Source organism: Sedimentitalea sp. (assembly GCF_039973035.1).
Classification (GTDB): Bacteria; Pseudomonadota; Alphaproteobacteria; order Rhodobacterales; family Rhodobacteraceae; genus Sedimentitalea.
In genome coordinates, this window is sequence record NZ_JBDWLR010000029.1 from 104,442 (window position 1) to 122,596 (window position 18,155).

Here is an 18,155-nt window from a genome sequence, read left to right on the forward strand (position 1 = left end):
CTTACACCTTCTTCCGCTGCGTCTGAGAGAAGATTCCACCGGGCCGGAAGATCAGGATCAGCAACAAGATCGCATAGGGCGCAATTTGGCTGACCCCTGGCGGGCCATAGCGTGAGGCCAGCGGCTCTACGAGGCCGATGATCAGACCGCCGAGAAGCGCCCCGGGAAGCGACCCGAAGCCGCCAATAGCAGCCGCGGCAAAGGCCTTGATACCCAAAAGCCCGGTAGATGGATCAATGGCCCCCTTGGACGCAAACAAAATACCCGCAACCGCCGCAACCATGCCAGACAACCCCCAGACAAGACTGTGGATACGTTTGACCGGGATACCCATGTAATAGGCCGCAAGCTGGTTTTGCGATGCGGCCTGCATCGCCAGACCAATCCGACTGCGCGAAAAGAAAAGATAAAACAGCAGCGTCAAAATCGCGGTCACAGCAACGATCATGACCTCGTCAATGCCTAGCACCACGCCGCCTGCACGGATTTCTCGACCTGCAAACGGGGTCTCAAGCGACGTTGGTTCGTGGCTCCAGAAAGACCCTGCAATGAAGCGGATGATGAACCCGACTGCGATCGTCAGGATCACAATCGACGTCTGGGACTGGCCAAACATATGGCGCAGGATACCCCAATTGAACAGATAGCCAAAGGCTCCCATCACAAGGATCGACAACGGAACCGCCAGCCAAAAATCCAGCCCCATGTATTCGTGATTGGTAAAGCCGATGCATACGAATGCGCCAAGCATCATGAAATCACCTTGGGCGAAGTTCACAGCTTCGGTGGCTTTGTAGATCAGCACGAACCCCAAAGCGATCAAACCATAGACACACCCGTTCGCGAGCCCACTGATTATGAGTTGTAGAAAATCCACCGCGCTCCTCCCAAAGCTTAGGTGAGTCACGTTAGGCAATTTTGTCGGTGTCCAACAATGCGTTTCTGACTTTGAATCGCACGTTACGCAGCGTTAAGGCCGTGTCACAAAGCTCTCCATCAGATCGTCAGGGTCAGGCACCGCTCTGGTGTATCGCCGCTATGACGTCAGAAAGTTATTCGGCTGGTCAGTTGCTACGCTTGCCGGTGCGTTCATCTCTTCTAATATGGTGGTTCTGAACTGCGCCGGTTTTTCCGAAGACTCCACCTGCTGGGTAGGATGGAGCATCATGAACAAAACAACTCACAAATATTCACTCGAAGTGCGCGAACGAACGACGCGGATGGTTTTGGATGGCGCAGGGTAGCATGAGAGCCACTGGTCTGCGATCGTTGTATTGTAGCTCTGACAGTGTGCGTGCCCTCCCATAGTTTGCTGTGCAAACCACTGCCGGGTAACAGCACGTAGCGCTCCTATGACGTACTTGTCCCATATGGCTTCCTTCCATTCATGGGAATGGATCACACCTTGGGATGAAACACCTAATGCAAGCCTTTAAGACTGATCAACGTTCAGTCCTGATACTGCCTTCCGGGGGGGGCGCCTTTGGGCCAGGCTGAAACCAGACGCAACAGGGATGCGAAGGTTTACGCCACTGCCCAATTCGATCTGTACTATTGTAACAGCTCACCTGCAGTTTGGGAGTCGGTCACAAGAACTTCGGTTTTTACGGCCCGGAGCGCCGCATATATTGCTTCAACCTTGTGGCGCCCTCCGGCGGCAAGAACGACGCGCGGAATCGCCGCGACTTCAGTGGGGGTGAGCGCCATGATCCGGGAATTGATTTCATGATCGACGAGCTTCCCTTTGGCATCAATAAAGTAGCACAATATGTTGGCGACAGCTTGCTGCGCGCGGAGCTCTTCTGCGGTTTCCGCAGGAACGATTCCATAGTTGAACACGGTGGCGGTCTCGGCAATCTCACCAACCGTCAGTAAGGCGAGATCAGCCTCTTTTGCACGTACCCGCACTTCATGCAGTAACGGTTGATCCCAAAGTCTCTGGCAAAGATCAGCGCTGTCGACCAGAACCGGTGCGGTGATCTGATAGCTGTTGACACCAAGCCGCGTTGCCATGCTGGAGGCAACAATCGAGGGGTTGATCCATTGCGAATGAGGCAGAGAGCCAACGAGCCCGACGACAGTCGCATCTTTCAGTTCGCGCCGGTGCATGAAGCTGAGACTTGAGTGAAGTGTCGCTCCACCACCAACAGCGAGTGTCATCCCGTCGTTCATATTCGTATTCAGAAAATTCGCGACGGCATGGCCGATATAGCGTTCGGTATGACGGGGATCATGTGGGGTGGGCACGACGATGGCACTTTCGAGCCCCCAGCGGTCTTCCAATTGTCGTTCAAGGGCGATCTGTTCTGATGAGGCGGCGTTGATTGTGGTGACGACGACATTCCGCTCTATGCTCCTCGCCAACGACCTTACGATTTTGATACGGCTGACTTGCAGCTCTTTTGCGATCGCTTCTTGTGTCATGCCTTCGACATGATACAGCCACGCAACTTTTACATCCATGTCAGATGATGTCAGAGGGCCTTGCGCGTCCTTGATTTTTGATACCATCGTCATTGGCCCCTTTGTCACGCCTCCCCATGGTCTTAGTGTACGCGGCTCTGAGTCTACAGGCTTCATCGCGAACTTGGCCATTTTTCGGACAGATCGATCATTTGTAATTGACTAGTATCAAATGTTCGTGCTTCAAGTTGGTTGTCTCATTCCGAGTAACGGGACAAAAAGGGGTGGCAATGTGCTACCGACGACAGTGGGAGGAATACCGAATGACCGAGGACTTCAAAACGAAGCGACTACTTCTTGCGAGCACAGTTATTGCCGCGATGGCCTTTTCGAGTGCGGCTTTGGCTGAGAAACTTGTTCTCTATACGTCGCAACCCGATGCCGATGCCGCAGCGACCGTGGCGGCATTCGAGGCGCAGAACCCCGACGCCGAAGTCGAGGTGTTCCGCTCAGGCACCAGCGATTTGCTCAGCAAGTTGGCCGCCGAGTTTGCTGCTGGCAGCCCGCAACCTGATGTGCTTTTGATTGCTGATGCGGTCAGCATGGAGGGCCTCAAGGTCGATGATCGCCTGATGGCTTATCCAGAAGCTAACACCGAAGGCTTTGACACCAACGCGATTGACCCCGAGAAGTTCTATTTTGGCAGCAAGCTGATCACTACCGGGATTGCCTATAATACCGGCGCAAGCGAACAACCCGAGCATTGGTCGGATCTAACTGGCGAAGCCTACAAGAACCTCGTCGTCATGCCGAGCCCGCTCTATTCTGGTGCTGCGGCCTTCCTGCTTTCGACCTTCGCTGAACGCGAAGACCTCGGCTGGGAGTATTTCGAGGACATGCAGGCTAATGGCCTCTCGGCGGTTCGCGGCAATGGCTCCGTACTGAAATCAGTGGCGACTGGTGAGAACGCCTATGGCATCCTCGTCGACTTTCTCGCGATGAACGCGATCAAGGACGGCTCCCCGATCAAGTTCGTCTTTCCGGAAGAGGGCGTGACAGCCGTGACCGAACCGGTGGCCATCATGTCGACCGCGTCCAATGTCGAGGGTGCCAAGAAGTTCGTGGATTTTATTCTGTCCGATGAAGGCCAGATGCTCGCGCTCAGCCAGGGCTACCTGCCTGCAAAGGCCAGCGTCGGAAGCCCCGATTGGTTGCCCGAAGGCGTCGAGGTCAAGGTGATGGATGCCAATGTTGGCGAAATCGTCACCAAGATCGACGATAACAAAAAGCGTTTCTCCACGCTGTTCGGCGGATAAGGCAAAACAATGCAGCTGTCTGCACGGGGCGGTCAGGGCCAGTCAATGGCCCTGACAACGATGATCTTTGCCATCATCGCGCTATTTTCCCTTCTACCCATGATCCGTCTCTTACAGGAAGTCATTCTGCCTGGCGGAACGTTTTCTACTGAAGCCATCCGCTCAGGTCTTGGCGACCCGGTTGTCTGGCGTGCGACGTGGAATACGATTGTGGTCGGGATTGGCGGCACGGTTGTCGCTGTCTTGTTGGGTAGCGTCGTATCGATCATCGTCACGGCAACCAATATTCGGATGACCCAGACGTTGATCCTGTTCTTCGTCACACCATTGATGATTGCGCCGCAGGTTACCGCGCTTGCTTGGCTGCAACTTTTCGGACCGTCCAGCGCCTTTCTCAACGCTTTCGGGCTGGCCCCGCCACTGGGGACCCCCAATCCGCTGTATTCCCCCGGAGGCATCATCGCGCTTCTTGGGATACAATATGCGCCGCTGGTTTTCCTCATTCTGCGCGCAGGTCTGCGAAAGCTCCCGCGGGAGTTGGTCGAGGCTGCGCAAGCGGGCGGAGCAGGGCCCTTTCGCGTCATCGGCACTGTTGTTTTGCCGCTGATGACCCCGTCAATCGTTGGTGCGGCTGCGCTGACGTTCGTGTCCTGTGTCGGCAATTTTGGTATCCCCGCTTTTCTCGGTATCCCGGCCAACTACTTGGTCCTACCGACACTGATCTTCCAGCGTCTCGCAGGCGGGGGTCCGGCTGTGCTGTCAGAGGTGGCCTATCTTTCGGCGCTCATTGGTGTGCTGGCCATGGCAGGCATCGTGCTTCAGGACTATATCAGCCGTCGCCGCGACTTCCGCATCACCACCACATCGCTTCCGATCGAGCGCTACAATCTAGGCATTTGGCGGCTTCCGATGGAAGCGGCGATGTGGATGCTGATTGCCGTGATCTTGGTTCTGCCGATGTGCGGACTGATCCTTACTTCACTGGTGCGCGGCTACGGTGTCGTCCTGAGCGCGGATACCGTGACGCTCGAGAACTACCATTTCATCTTGTTTGAGCACACCGCCGCAAGAAGGGCGTTCGTCAACAGCCTCATGCTGTCAGTCACAGCAGCTGTTTTTGCGGTCTTTGTGGCCGTGCCGGTTGGCTACCTGATCGCATGGGGCAAGCAAAAGTGGATAAGGTGGCTGAACTTTGCAATTGAGTTACCCTATGCCTTGCCGGGCGTGGTGTTGGCGATTGCTTCGCTCTTGCTCTTCCTGAAACCAATCCCGGTTCTGGGAATCCAAATCTACAACACGGTTTGGATCATCCTGTTTGCCTATCTGGCGCGATTCCTTGTGTTGGCAATTCGCCCTACCGTGAATGGATACGCCCAACTCGATCGCACCTTGGAAGAAGCGGCGGAAATCGCCGGGGCAAGCCTTTTCATGCGGTTGCGCACCATCATCTTCCCATTGGTGGCACCGGCGGCGATGGCCGGCGGGTTGTTGATCTTCATGACGGCACTGAGCGAACTGACCGTCTCTGCGCTGCTGTGGTCCTCGGGCTCTGAAACCATCGGTGTCGTGATCTTCTCGTTCGAGCAAGGCGGCGATTCAAAATATGCCTCCGCTCTCTCCGCGGTGATCGTTGCCGTGACCTTCCTCATCATGCTGGGTGTGAACACCTTCGCACATAAACTTCCAGACGGAGTGCTGCCATGGCGGGACTAACCATTCGAAATCTGTCAAAGACCTTTGGCCAATTCGAGGCACTGAAAGATGTGTCAATTACAGTAAACTCTGGAGAGTTCCTGGCTGTGCTGGGCCCCTCCGGGTGTGGCAAGACCACGCTCCTGCGGATGATTGCCGGGTTTGAACACGTAAGCGGCGGCGAAATCGACATCGCTGGTCAAATCGTGTCCCAGTCCGGTAAAGAAGTTCCGCCGAATGAACGGCGCATCGGGATCGTGTTCCAGAACTACGCGCTCTGGCCCCATATGACCGTAGCGGAGAATATCGGATATTCGCTTCGGGTTGCGAAGGTCGAGGCAACAGAAGCCAAGCGCAGAGTTGATGAAGCGCTGGCATTGGTCAATCTGGATGGCATGGGCGACCGTGCCCCGGCCAATCTGTCAGGTGGGCAACGTCAGCGTGTTGCACTCGCGCGCTGTCTGGTGGCCGAACCTAAGCTCGTTCTGTTCGATGAACCGCTCGCGAACCTCGATGTGCATTTGCGTGCCTCCATGGAGGACGAATTTGCTGCCTTCCATGAACGCACGGGCACCACGATTGTCTACATCACGCACGATCAGGCCGAAGCCATGGCGCTTGCTGACCGTATCGCCGTTATGGATCACGGCAAGCTGATGCAATTGGATACGCCGGAAACGATCTACCATCGTCCAGCAACTGAAATGGTCGCCTCCTTCATTTCCCAAGGCATGGTAATGGGAGTCACCGTGACAAGTGCAGAGGTTGACGGACACTGCGACGCGACGCTGCTTGGCCAGCCGATCCGGTTGAGCTGTTCGGCTGGGGATGGACCGCGTGACGGGGCCAAGGTTTGTTGTCGTGCAGAGCATGTCCGGATTGCCGAGCCTGACAGCGCCGGTATCGACGGCTGCATCAAGCGGGTCGTCTATCAGGGCGGCGCCGCCCGGATTGAATTCGTGCCGGATGCAGAGGCCGAAACCTCTATCCAATTCGATCAACCTGATCCTCAGCCGTTCACAACCGGAGACCGTGCCCGAATTCAAATCACCGGTGGTTGGTTGATCCCTGCGCAAAGTGCCGTCTGATGCAAAGACTACACTTACAAGGAGGCTTTGGAGAGAAGGGCCGAACGAGCGTCCTTATCGATGACGGCGAAAGTCGCGTGATGTTGGATGCTGGGATCAAGGTTGGCGCACCGCCAGAGGATTATCATCCTCTGCTCGCACACCCGGCCAGCGAGATCGACGCGCTCTTTATTACCCATGCCCATGAGGACCACATCGGTGCGCTGTGTTGGCTGATCGGGCAGGGGTTTGCCGGTCCGGTTTTCATGACGCCTACAACACAGTCCGAGATGTCAGCGACGCTTGATCAATATGCCCATGTTTTCGACCTAGCTACATACCCGGTCTCAAAGGCAGCGATCGAGGTGTTCGAGCCCGGCGATGAGATCTCATTCGCCAGTCAAAGGATCATGACCGGCCATACCGGTCACGTTGCTGGTGGCGTTTGGTTCGCCGTGCAAAGCGGAGGCAAGCGGACATTGTACTGCGGAGACGTGGTTCCGGAAAGCGCTGTCTTTCCAATGACCCCGATGCCCGAAGGCGACATGATGCTGCTTGATTGCTCTTATGGAGATGATCGCACTCCTGCTTCTGTGAGGGCCGAGCGGATTGTCGCATGGGTCGCAGAACGGCCAAAGGGTAGCGTATTACCCACGCCTCTTTCAGGGCGCTCGTTGGAACTATTGGCGATCCTGTCGGGCCCGTTGGCCATCGCTGATTTGATGTACGAACCGCTAAGAGAGCAAATTTCAGTTCCCAAACTGCTCAAGCCAGGCGTCGCGGAACGGCTCGCGGAGCGGCTCGAAACCACGCACCGTTGGAAACCAGGCGACCCATTGCCAAATTGTCCTCTCCTTGTTCATGACGGGATGGGTTCGGCTGGCCCTGCGGCATTGGCCCTCGAAATGGCTGAGCAGAGCGGACATCCCGTGCTTCTTTCCGGACATCTCCCCGAAGGTTCGCCGGGCCACAGGATGCGCGAACTGGGCAATGCTGATTGGTTCCGTCTGCCGACCCATCCGACCTTGCCGCAGAACAGAGTGCTCTGGGAAAACGCGGGCCGACCGCGATTGATGGGACATTCCTGTGAAGCCAAGGCACTTGAAGAGATACAACACGCTCTACCCGCCATGGTTACAATTGCCGCGACCGGCGACAGTACAGAAATTTGACAGGACACCCCATGAGAATCTTGATTGCAAATGACGACGGTATCGATGCCCCCGGACTGGCGCTTCTTGAGAAGGCGGCGCTCAGCCTGAGTGATGATGTCTGGGTGGTGGCGCCTTCAGCCAAACGCACCGCGGCTGGCAATTCGCTGACCATTGCACGCCCTCTCACCATGGTTCGTACGGCAGAGCGGCGATATTCCTGCTCGGGCACGCCCGCCGATTGTGTGCTCACGGCAATGACCTGGTTGTTTAAGGATGACAAATGCCCGGAACTGGTACTGTCGGGCGTCAATGATGGGCGCAACGTGGGCGAGGATATCGCCTATTCCGGGACCCTCGGCGTAGCGCGCGAGGCGACCTTCTGGGGCATCCCTGCCATTGGATTCTCCCGAGTGAAAAAAGCGGAAGTTGCCGAAAGTGATGCGGAGCATCTGGCCAAGCTTATCCAAGAGCTTTGGACGCGGCGTGCCGATTGGGTTGCCGAGGGTACGTGGCTGTCGATCAATCTGCCATCCAAATTGCCTGCACCACTACGAGCAGCGCGTATTGGCCGCGACAAAGTCGGTGTCTGCTGCGAGGTGCTCAAGGAAGACGGAGACGTGACAGAAATTATGGTGCCACGCGGTCGGCGAGACACTTCGACACCGGGTGATGAGAACGCTTTGATGGCGGAGGGGTTTGCAGCGATCAACCGTCTCAAATGGGCAGGAGAGTCGCCGTTACCAATAGAGTTTCTTGACGCGCTGGCCTGACGTCAGCGAGCGAATATACACGCTGGTTGTGGGCTGGTCTGTATGACCAGCCCTTTTTCTATATCAGGCTGATTTTGGTTTCTTGGCGGGCTTGATCAGTCGGCTTCCCCGCAACAACCCTTCCTCTTCCAACACCGGATAGGCGATGGCCGCGAGCAGACCGTTGATCTGTTTGAGATCACGCACGGTATCAAGGTGGATTGAACTGGTTTCGATACTTTCTTCGGTTTGTTGGCGCAGACGATTGAAATGGCGCTGGCGCGTCTCCCGCTCAAGTTCGCGCAGACGATCCTTGGCTGCGATCACACGGTGCGCGGTTTCTGCGTCCCCATTGATCAAAAGATTGAAAGAAAGTCGTGCGTTGCGCATGACGGCATTGTGGAAGTCGAGCAGTTCGCTCCAGCCTTCTTCCGTAAACTCGACCTGTCGTTCCAATTTCTTTTGCACGTGCGGAATGAGATTTCGCACGATCACATCGCCTGCCTGTTCGAGCTTGATGCACACTTCCAATAGGTTCTGGCATTGATGTGCTTGTTCTACGGTCATTGCCTTTTCGGTGATCTGAGCGAGGTAGAGTTTAATTGCGTTCTGGCGTTTGTCGACGCGATCATCTTGTTGAGTAAGCTCGTCAATGGCCTCGTTCGTTGGGTCTTCATAGATATCCATGATGCGGCTGAGCATGCTGTCGATGGTTTCGCACATACGCACCGCTTCGCGCGTGGCATTTGCAAGCGCCTGTTCAGGCCGGTCCAAAGCTTCTGGATCGAGCGCACTGATTTCTTGCGGGATGCTGGCTGGTGGTTGTCCTGGACTGAGGTCTGCCAAACGGCGCGAGATGCGCCACGTTAGCCCCGAGAACGGGAGGCCAACGAGCAAGATGAGCAAATTAAAAGCGATATGTCCGTTGATAATTTGTTGATCTGGTGAAGCTCCCAGAAACTCGACATCTGGCCGGATTAATCCAATCGCTGCGAGCAAGAGCACCGAGCCGAGCCCTCTCATGAGCAGGTTGGCCAGCGGGACCGCACGATATGCTGGGCCTGCGCTGCGAGTGAGTATCGGCGCGATAAGTGAAGACCCAAGGTTCACACCAAGGACCATGACCGCACCCAACTCTCCTGGCAACAATCCTTGAGAGGCGAGCGCGGCCAGAAGCAATATCGCCGCCACACTGGAGTGCAGCAGGTAGGTGACGACCGCCGCAATCAAGAAAGAGGAGATGAGATCATCGCTGAGAAAATTCAGTATGGCTGGCAATGACTGGCTCTCGCGCAGAGGCCCTGCGGCGGTGCTCAGCATTTCGAGGGAGATCAGGATCATCGCGATACCGATCAGGCTGCGCCCCAACTCATGCCAAGGGCGCCTGTCAGTTCTCAGGTACATCCCGGTTCCGATCAATATCAATACCGGAATCAGCAATGTCAGGTCATAGTTCAGGATCTTCGCAACGATTGCAGAGCCCAGTTCACCGCCACGCACAATGATAACACCGGCCGTGCCTGACACCAGGCCCATGCCTGTGAATGAACTGATCAAAAGGGTCACAGCGGTCGAGCTTTGTAGTCCAATCGCCATGACAATTCCGAACAGCATGGCGGCGAACGGATGGCCGACGCGCCTGCGCAAGCTGCTTCGCATCTGGCGCCCGTAGGCGCGCTCGACGCCGGTTCTCACCAGCCGTGTTGCCCATAAGAGCATGGCAATGGCGCCAGCCATATGCAGAAAGAATACTGAACTTGTCATACGTCGCCTTTCCGCCGCTTTTGGCGGGTGCTTGGATCGTCAATCATCAAACTAAGAAGGGCGTTGTGCCATCCGAGTAAATTCAACGAATATATACATAAGTAATACAGAAATTACAAATGAACACTCACGGAATGACGTGTTTCAACGCGAATTTTAACGTGCCCAATTGCTAGGATTAGCACGTTCAAACATCGGGATGCGCTGGCTGGAAGAAAACGGTAAGCGTCGAGGATCAATCGCGCAGGGAGGGAAATTCTGTCATGGATGTAATGTTTTGACCTGAATGCCTAGGTTCGCACCCCGTGCGGTCCGCAATCCCCAGAGTTTGGAAACCACAGCGATGCGCTGCCTGCAGCCGAGAGCCATCTGCACTCACCCAGACTGATGTTTCGCTGGGCGTGGCAACCTGCGCAAGGTCGGCCGCCTCATACAACTCAGCGAGGTCTTCGAGATTGAGCACGTTCAGAAGGTCAGGCACGGATGTCTTGGCATCATTAAGTGCAATTCTGACCTTTATCTTTTTGGCGGAAAGCTCGTCAAAGATTCCGCGAACTGGCGGTGAGAGCTGAAGCCGGGCCGCGAAAATCTCCGAGAGCGTGCTGCGGAAGTGTTCGGTGAATCCGCTTGGGCAAAGCTTTCCACTCCGGAGAGCCACATGGGTCATTGCGGCGGCAAGCGGCTGGTCGATCAACTCGTCTGACAGCGCATAGCCGTAGCGGCCGAGGACCTGGGTCAGGGCCTGAGCCACGAGTGCCCGACTGTTGGTAATTGAGTCTAAATCGAAAACGATCAGCGAGAGATCAGAGGGTAGCTCTTGCCGAGCCGTCCGGTCCGGTGAGCGCACCAAGGTAAGCTGTGGCGGAGATTGGCGGGGTGAAGGGTGAAACAGGTCGGGGAATTGCCAGTCTGGCTTGAGCCCTGCAAAGTGCTGAAGAAAGCTAATTGCGCTTTCTGGCTTTTCGACCACGTTCTCGCGAAAGCTCATCCAGTCGCGAAGGTTTTCCATCTGAGGCGCATCTTCGACCGTCTCACCAAAATCTTGAGCGAGAACGGCTGCGCGTACGTTCAGGCAGAAGACGACGCAGGCGTATCCTTCAGGCCAGAAATGGCTGGGGCTTTTGCTAGGTCGAGCGTTGTGGTTAGGCCGTGCTGAAAGCGGAGCCTTACGTAGCAACTGGTCCAACATCAGTCCCGAAACATGCTCGACATAGCGACGTTTGTCATGTCGCGACGTCGGTTTTTTGCGTTCAAATGCGGCGCTCCATTGAAGGAAGGCATCCGCGAGGCGAATGGTATCCACATCAAATGGAATGCCGCAGTCCTCGGACACAACAGCCACCTGTTCGAGGAAGGCGCGGCGGAACCAGCGCAAACGACGGACTGCGCGTCGTACCTGCGTATCTGGCGTGAGTAGGAGTGTAGGGGCAGGAAGCGTCATGACAGAAACCTCTCAGATCAACCGGGCGCAATCCGCGATAGCGGTGCGCAAGGCAGAACGTTCGTCGGGTTGAAAACAGAATTTTCGCGCGATCAGCGGTGCGGTGTCACAACATAGATCCAAAAGATCAGTGTCTTCGCTCTCGGAATCGCGTTCCGCGCACAGCAAGATTACAAATGCTGTGTAGGCCAATATGGCGGAATGGTCTTTTTGGGCGGAGGGCAGCGTGAAGGGCGCGGAACGAATAACTTCGGCGCTCTTGAGTTGGAGAAGAAGTTCGGCAGGCAATTCACTTCGATCCATGGACGTTGCGTCCATTGCCGACTTAAAGGCCTGCGCTGCAAGGGTTTCGCTTACAAGCGCAGGTTGGTCCGCAAATCGCATGTAGGCAGCACCGAGGGCACCATAGGCCAATTGGGCAAAAACCGTCGCCCCGTGCGGATGATTTGCCAAAGTCTGGAGGGTCCAGCCATGTCCCTTCTGCGACGTTGCCCCGTCATCAAGAATGCTGTGTGCCAGGCGGGATGTCGTCGCCTCGAGCCTTGTTGCAATCACATCAAGGCCGTCCACCACGTCACGCAAAGGACTGGGGAAATCTCGGCTCAGAGGTTCAATCGCAACGCGCCCGGCCGTCATGCCAGTGCGCAGCCCACGCAGAAGGTCCTTGATAGGCAAAATTCCCGACGTCATCGAACTCTCTCTTGCTTGCTGTTCTAGAAGCCGCTGAACAATCGTTTAGCTGATATACTAATGTTCCCAATCGAAGTGTCGGTCAAGCTTTGTATCGCCTTTGACGGGCGCGGTGCGATGACTTTACATCGCTAGAAGGGCTTTGGCGCTCGCGTCATCGGTCACGAGCGCGGACGGACGAATTGCAGCGATTGCACCATGGAGAACATCTACCTTTTCGGGACCGCCAGAAACGAGGATCCGTGCCTTCGCATTTGCGAGCTGTTCGAGGCTGACCGAGATGGTTCGTTCGTTCACCGAATGATCAACCAATCGCCCTTCTGCGTCGATAAAATTGTACAGTAGGTCTCCAACGGCTCCCGCAGCTTTAAGGTCCTTCCGCTCGGCATCCGACAAATAGCCCGTTTGAAAAGAGGTCGAGCCCTTAGCAATCCCGCCCACCGACAGCAGAACCATGTCGAGATTGCGAGCTTTGTCAAAAACTTCACCAATCCCACAGCTCTCGATCAGTGCGCGTTTGGTCTCGGGGCTGTCGACGAGGGCCGGGGCAGGGACCAGATAACCCTCGCCCTGAAACAATTCGGCGAACCGCCATGCAAAATCGGCTGGATTGAAATGCCGAACATGAGAGAACCCGCCGAGCAGTGATACTACACTCAGATCACTGAGCGTCTGGCTCTCAATGAACTGCAACATCGAGTGAAGCGTTTTTCCCCAACCAACACCAACAGACATTCCGGGTTGCATCAAGCCACCCAAGTAGGCACCTGCGGATGCGGCGATGGACTGCGTCGGGTCGGATACGACGTCGCTTGAGGGACAGATGATGACGTCTTCGATTCCGTAGCGTCTTGAGATCTCAACCTCTAGCCCGGCCAGCTCGGCCATCGAGGATGAGATCGTTATGCGGACCTCGTTGCGCCGCCTTGCATCTGCCAGCAGTCGGACGATCGTAACGCGCGTGGTCCCGAGGGCTTCGGCGATTTCATTCTGCTTCATCCCTTCAGCATAGTAGAGCCACACAGCACGAGCGCGCAGCCGTTCGCTGTTTGCACTGCGCCCGGCGGCCGGCGCTGCGACAGAAGGAGAAGAAGCTCCGTTGCGGGGAGAAGCGCTCATGGGGTCGTCTGCCTCCTTCAGTTCTCCGCCTGCTTGAACAGCCGGATCAGCAGTTTTGCAACCGTCTCTGGTTGTTCGATATGCGGAATATGCCCGACATCCGGCAGAAGATGCAACGCGGCGTGACCTGGCAGTTGAAGCGCCTGGCGCCAGGGTAAGATGCGGTCTGCCCGACCCCATATTACAGACACCGGTACTTCGATCCGTGAAAGGGCGGGGCGGATATCGAAAGATTGGGTTCCATCTGGAAAGAGTATATTCGCCAGATCGAGTTGAGCGGCGCGGAGTTCGGGATCTGAGCGCGCATTCATCGCGGCCCGTGCAAAGTCTTCGCTGATCGCGTCGTCAGTGGCCGCAAGGCGCTTGAGCCATGGGGCAAGGCTCGCAGTACGCGTGGCGCGCGCGAGCCCGAGGAGAACATCGCCCTCGATTTCGGCGCCCAACCCTGCCGGGGCGATAAGTCCAAGCGTGGCGACCCGGCGTGAGCGAATGTCGGTCAGCGCACTCGCCACCGCGCCGCCAAGTGAGTGACCTACGACATGGGCGCTTTCATGGCCAAGGTCGTCGAATGCCTGAACCACCATGCGAGCGAGCTTCGCAAAATCGCTGACGTGCCGCCGGGGGGATTTTCCGTGGCTTGGCAATTCAATGCGAATGAATTCCCGCCCGGCACCAAGCAGCGCCTGCTCAAGCGGACGCCATCCCATTGCGTCCCCCGAAAAGCCGTGGATCAGTACAACCGGCGCATCCGTTCCAGTTCCTGTACGGCTCACGGCAAGCGGACCTGCCTCTGGCTGCCATCCTGCAGAGGGTTGCTGCGTTAACGTGGCATTATGTCCCTCGATGTCGTCCCGTTGGATACGGCTACGAGGGCCGGTTCCCGTAACTGTGGAGAGATCCAGACGTTGCTCGCGCGCCAGTTTACGGGCCGCTGGCGTGGCGCGGATTGTGTCTGTTGTCTTGATATCCGCTACCGTCTCCGAAAGGGGCGCGGGATTGCCTGCGGGCGCGGTCGGGTTTTGCGGCGGGGACGCGGTAGGAGCCTTGGCTTGCACAGTGACGGGCGGCTCTTCCGGAACCTCTTCGCCCTCTGCGTAAATCCATCCCAAGGGGCGGCCGACTGCGATAACATCATCAATCTTGGCAATGACATGGCGCAACGTACCTGTCGCCGGGGCTTCCACCTCCATCGCGGCCTTGTCTGTTTCGATATCAAACAACGCAGCGCCTTTCGCGACTGCCTCTCCTTCGGCCACATGCCAAGCAGAGATCTTGCCGGTCTCCATATCCATGTCGACCTTTGGCATAATGACTTCTGTTGCCACGGTTTAAACCTCGCGTCGAATCAGGCGCCCGATCGCAAGCTCGACATCGGCGGCCTGGGGAACCGCAGCACGCTCTAGATCTGGGTTGTAGGGGATCGGCGCTTCTGCTCCTCCGAGCCGGAGGATCGGTGCATCAAGGAAATCAAAAGCATCGGACTCGGCCACCATTGCCGAAATCTCGGCGCCGACGCCCATTGTTCGCACGCCTTCGTAGACGCAGATCAGCCGCCCGGTCTTGCGCACGCTGGACAAGATAGTCTCGCGGTCGATCGGGCGGATTGAACGAAGATCGATGACCTCGGCAGAATACCCTTGCGCAGCGGCCGCCTCAGCCGCTTCCAACGAACGATGGACCATGCCGCCAGAGGCCACGATGGTCACGTCTTTACCCGTCCGGCGCACAGCAGCCTTGTCGAGCGGCACCGTATAGTAGCCCTCGGGCACCTGCGCCTTCATCTTGTAGAGCAGCTTGTGTTCAAAGATGATCACCGGGTCTGGGTCTTCGACAGCAGCCAGCAACATGCCCTTCGCATCCGCGGGCGTCGTTGGTTGAACGACCTTTAGACCAGGAACATGCCCAAACCAGGCCTCAAGGCTCTGGCTGTGCTGGGCGGCCGCGCCGGTACCGGAACCCGCAGGCATGCGGATAACCAAAGGAACTGAGGCTTCGCCGCCCAGCATGTAACGCAGTTTGGCCGCCTGATTGGCGATCTGTTCCATTGCCAGCATGGCGAAGTCCGAGAATTGAAACTCGAAAATCGGGCGCAAACCGGTCAACGCAGCGCCGACCACAACGCCGGCCCCGCCAAGTTCCGAGATTGGCGTGTCCATCACCCGATCTTCCCCAAAGCGGTGTACGAGATCGCCTGTCACCTGAAAGGCACCACCGTAAACGCCAATATCCTCGCCCATGAGGATCACCCGCTCGTCGCGTTCCAGTGCAATTCCCATCGCATCTCGCAGCGCTTCGGCATAGCTCATCTCTCGGGTGGTTTGTTCCGGTGTCTGCGCGTTCATGCCTTTGCCTCCCCATAAACATACCGCGTCACCTCACTGGTGGAGGGCGCCGGGCTTGCTTGCGCAAAAGCAATCCCATCCTGAACTTCTTGATGGGCCGCCTCTGCGATGGCGTCGGCTTCGCTGTCGGTAATAACCCCATGTTCCGTTAGCAGCGAACGGAAGCGCTTGATCGGGTCCTTTTCAATCCAGCTTTGGATCTCGTCCTTGGTCCGATAACGATTTCGGTCTGACTTGGAGTGACCGCGCCAGCGGTAGGTGAGGTTCTCAACAAGGCTCGGCCCATCACCGGTACGCGCACGTTGGACAGCGGTGTCAATGGCCTCGGCCACTGCAGAAAAATCGTTTCCGTCAACAGTGATACCCGGCATCGAATAGGCGGCGGCACGGTCTGAGACGTTCGGCACAGAGGTCGACCGCTCGGTCGATGTGGACATGCCGTAGCGGTTGTTTTCGCAGACGTAGACAACGGGGAGTTTCCAGATCGACGCCATATTGAGAGACTCGTGAAACGCGCCCTCATTGTTTGCACCATCGCCAAAGAAGCAGACGGCAACAGCTCCGGTCTTAAGTCGTTTGGCCGTCAGGGCCGCTCCGGTGGCAATTGGCAGGCCGCCACCGACGATTCCGTTAGCCCCAAGGTTGCCCTTGGAAACGTCGGCGATATGCATCGAGCCTCCACGCCCGTGGCAATAGCCATCTTCCTTGCCAAAGAACTCTGCAAACATCCGCTTTACATCGGCGCCCTTGCCGATGCAGTGGCCATGACCCCGATGGGTGGAGGTGATGTAATCGCTGTCGTTCAAGGGCATACACGTTGCGACGGCAGAGGCTTCTTGCCCGATCGAAAGGTGCATCGTGCCGTGAATTAGGCCGCGGGTATAGCTAACCTCTGCACCTTCCTCAAACAGCCGAATGAGGTGCATCTTGTAGAGGGCGGTCTTGAGCTCTTCTGCGTCATACTTGCGTAAAGCGAAGGGCCTGTTGTCGGCGTCTGTCATGGGGAACCTCAGGCCTTGGCCAGCATTGCGTCCTGACGGGCACGCAATGCGGCGATCCGGCTGCCCTCGGGCAGGGCGGCGTTGTTGTAGGTAATCAGATCACCTTTGCGAATTGGCGCAGTAACCTTACTGCCTTCGAGCATTCCGCATGGGATGGCACGGCACTGATCGGCTTCGCCTGTGGTCATGATCCAGGCACGATAGCTATATTCGCCGATCTGATCGAGAAGCTCCCCCGGCTGCATGTCCTTTTTGGCCACGGCACAGACCTCGGCGACCGGTCTTGGCATCGGCACCATGTCTGCCTTACCATAGAGCACTGCGCGCGCGCAGGTGAGCGGCACTTCCAAAGACGTTAGGTGGAACGGACGGAAGAACGTAAAATAGGGGCCTTCGCCCATTTTCAAGTCTTCCATCCGCTCACGGATGCGGGGATGATCCATCTCTGCCACGACAAAGACACCGGGGGCGACGCCCTTGCCGACGGTAAAGTCCACACGCCCGTCGCCAGAACTGAGAACGCCGCCATCTTTTTCTGGCACAAGCACCTTGGACAGGTCTTCGCGCGAGCAGGCGGGACCATGCATGCCGGGCTTGTCGGGGATTAATCCGGTGGCATTTGCAATGGCGGCCATTTCGACCATGGTCTTGGACCCATCGACGAACTCAACGAGCATACGTGGGTTCATGTGTCGCCGTACGGCCTCCGCTTCATACTCGGCGGGCGTTGCGTCGATGTTCAGGGGGTTGTTCTTGCCTTTGCCGGCCGAAACGATGCGGTGGCCCATAGCGCTGACAAACTCGATCAGCTCCATGCAGGAAGAAGGTTCGTCACCCGCCCCTAGCGAGTAGACTACGCCAAGACGCTCGGCCTCGGCACGCAGATAGGCACCAATCGTAACATCGGCCTCGACGTTCATCATCACGAGATGCTTGCCATGTTCCATCGCCGAAAGGCCAATTTCGGCCCCCACCGCGGGAATGCCCGTCGCATCGACGACGACGTCAATCTGACCGGACTCCAGCAAGAACGAGACATCATCGGTGATCGCTGTCTTGCCATCGTCCATAGCCTTGCCGAGCGCGTCTGCGCTGGCGACCATCCTGCTATGACCGGTTTCACGGTGGGCGATGTCGACGGCTGTTTTCGCAGCGGGAAGGTTGAGCTCGCAGATTGCGCCCACCTCTACCCCACGCATGTGCGCGACGCGGGTGACGATGTCGGTTCCCATTTCTCCTGCTCCGAGCAGGCCAATTCGTACCGGGCGGCCATCCGCCTCTCGTTTGGCCAAGTCATTGGCAAGTCCTGTCAAGGCCACGTTCGTTGGCATGTTCTCGTCCTCCGCGAAGCATTGCTCAAACGAAGTATGTTACTTTTGAAACTACATCAATACAAAAGTGCAAAGCCGAAACGCCT

15 protein-coding genes are annotated in these 18,155 nt (G+C 56.9%); 5 read left to right on the plus strand and 10 right to left on the minus strand.

What is annotated here, in order from left to right; all coding sequences use genetic code 11:
• Window position 1 precedes the first annotated feature (1 nt).
• Both ABJO75_RS06775 and ABJO75_RS06780 read right to left on the minus strand, forming a co-directional pair.
• Window positions 2–877, minus strand: coding sequence for a branched-chain amino acid ABC transporter permease (locus ABJO75_RS06775; RefSeq protein ID WP_348128609.1), 876 nt, complete (start codon window positions 875–877; stop codon window positions 2–4).
• Window positions 878–1,551: 674 nt separating this feature from the next.
• Window positions 1,552–2,595, minus strand: a complete 1,044-nt coding sequence (locus tag ABJO75_RS06780; protein ID WP_348128612.1) for a sugar-binding domain-containing protein — start codon at window positions 2,593–2,595, stop codon at window positions 1,552–1,554.
• A 131-nt stretch (window positions 2,596–2,726) separates the two neighbouring features.
• On the opposite strand from ABJO75_RS06780, the gene ABJO75_RS06785 reads away from it, so the two are divergent.
• Genes ABJO75_RS06785 through ABJO75_RS06805 form a run of 5 tightly spaced genes read left to right on the plus strand, consistent with a single transcriptional unit; the run spans window position 2,727 to window position 8,402 of the window.
• Window positions 2,727–3,719 (plus strand): ABC transporter substrate-binding protein, encoded by a 993-nt coding sequence (locus tag ABJO75_RS06785; protein ID WP_348128615.1) that lies wholly within the window; start codon window positions 2,727–2,729, stop codon window positions 3,717–3,719.
• 9 nt (window positions 3,720–3,728) lie between these two features.
• Window positions 3,729–5,432: an iron ABC transporter permease gene (locus ABJO75_RS06790; protein ID WP_348128617.1), complete on the plus strand. Its 1,704-nt coding sequence runs from the start codon at window positions 3,729–3,731 to the stop codon at window positions 5,430–5,432.
• A complete protein-coding gene (locus tag ABJO75_RS06795; protein WP_348128620.1) occupies window positions 5,420–6,499 on the plus strand; it encodes an ABC transporter ATP-binding protein in 1,080 nt (359 codons plus the stop codon). Before ABJO75_RS06790 ends, ABJO75_RS06795 begins: the two co-directional genes overlap by 13 nt.
• Complete coding sequence (locus ABJO75_RS06800; RefSeq protein WP_348128623.1) at window positions 6,499–7,650, plus strand: MBL fold metallo-hydrolase; 1,152 nt, start codon at window positions 6,499–6,501, stop codon at window positions 7,648–7,650. The genes ABJO75_RS06795 and ABJO75_RS06800 overlap by 1 nt, the downstream gene beginning before the upstream one ends.
• Window positions 7,651–7,661: 11 nt before the next feature.
• A complete protein-coding gene (locus ABJO75_RS06805) occupies window positions 7,662–8,402 on the plus strand; it encodes a 5'/3'-nucleotidase SurE (RefSeq protein ID WP_348128626.1) in 741 nt (246 codons plus the stop codon).
• Window positions 8,403–8,465: 63 nt separating this feature from the next.
• Here the strand turns inward: ABJO75_RS06805 and ABJO75_RS06810 are convergent, their stop codons facing one another.
• The 8 genes from ABJO75_RS06810 to ABJO75_RS06845 all read right to left on the minus strand — a co-directional run bounded on the left by ABJO75_RS06810 (window position 8,466) and on the right by ABJO75_RS06845 (window position 18,069).
• Window positions 8,466–10,145, minus strand: a complete 1,680-nt coding sequence (locus tag ABJO75_RS06810) for a Na/Pi cotransporter family protein (protein WP_348128629.1) — start codon at window positions 10,143–10,145, stop codon at window positions 8,466–8,468.
• 235 nt (window positions 10,146–10,380) lie between these two features.
• Complete coding sequence (locus ABJO75_RS06815) at window positions 10,381–11,586, minus strand: hypothetical protein (RefSeq protein ID WP_348128632.1); 1,206 nt, start codon at window positions 11,584–11,586, stop codon at window positions 10,381–10,383.
• Between the two features lie 12 nt (window positions 11,587–11,598).
• Entirely contained in the window at window positions 11,599–12,276 is a 678-nt protein-coding gene (locus ABJO75_RS06820; protein ID WP_348128634.1) for a hypothetical protein, read from the minus strand.
• Window positions 12,277–12,399: 123 nt separating this feature from the next.
• Window positions 12,400–13,395 carry a sugar-binding transcriptional regulator gene (locus ABJO75_RS06825; RefSeq protein ID WP_348128637.1) on the minus strand — a complete coding sequence of 332 codons (996 nt, stop codon included), beginning with the start codon at window positions 13,393–13,395 and terminating at the stop codon, window positions 12,400–12,402.
• Window positions 13,396–13,412: 17 nt separating this feature from the next.
• Window positions 13,413–14,720 (minus strand): acetoin dehydrogenase dihydrolipoyllysine-residue acetyltransferase subunit, encoded by a 1,308-nt coding sequence (locus ABJO75_RS06830; protein WP_348128640.1) that lies wholly within the window; start codon window positions 14,718–14,720, stop codon window positions 13,413–13,415.
• A 3-nt stretch (window positions 14,721–14,723) separates the two neighbouring features.
• Window positions 14,724–15,737, minus strand: a complete 1,014-nt coding sequence (locus tag ABJO75_RS06835) for an alpha-ketoacid dehydrogenase subunit beta (protein WP_348128643.1) — start codon at window positions 15,735–15,737, stop codon at window positions 14,724–14,726.
• Window positions 15,734–16,738 (minus strand): thiamine pyrophosphate-dependent dehydrogenase E1 component subunit alpha, encoded by a 1,005-nt coding sequence (locus ABJO75_RS06840; protein WP_348128646.1) that lies wholly within the window; start codon window positions 16,736–16,738, stop codon window positions 15,734–15,736. Before ABJO75_RS06840 ends, ABJO75_RS06835 begins: the two co-directional genes overlap by 4 nt.
• Window positions 16,739–16,746: 8 nt before the next feature.
• Window positions 16,747–18,069 (minus strand): NAD(P)H-dependent oxidoreductase, encoded by a 1,323-nt coding sequence (locus tag ABJO75_RS06845; RefSeq protein WP_348128649.1) that lies wholly within the window; start codon window positions 18,067–18,069, stop codon window positions 16,747–16,749.
• Window positions 18,070–18,155 lie beyond the last annotated feature (86 nt).